This is a genomic window from Chryseobacterium sp. SIMBA_038, from assembly GCF_046535115.1.
Classification (GTDB): domain Bacteria; phylum Bacteroidota; class Bacteroidia; order Flavobacteriales; family Weeksellaceae; genus Chryseobacterium.
Window position 1 is genome coordinate 1 of record NZ_JAWRXH010000246.1, and the last position, 261, is coordinate 261.

The 261-nt window shown below is 36.8% G+C and carries 1 pseudogene; it reads left to right on the forward strand.

Features of this window, described 5'->3' with window-relative positions:
* A pseudogene (locus tag SB689_RS23435) lies at nucleotides 1-261 on the forward strand (hypothetical protein); the annotation flags it as partial.

Genomic DNA, 261 nt, shown 5'->3' on the forward strand with positions numbered 1-261 from the left:
TCCATTCTCACTGCGATTTTGAGAAAGAACTCGTTCTGACAAATTATTTTCAGGCAGATTGGGAGGCAGATATACTCATCGTTGATGCTGAAGGGATGAGTCATGAAATAGAGATCAAGTTTTCAAAAAGTGACTTTAAGAATGATTTCAAGAAGTCATATTTAAATAAAGATACCGGTGAGAAATTTCTGAAGCATGACAAGATTTCCTGTGGAGACTACATCTGTAATGCGTTCAGTTTTCTATTGCCAATGGGAATGG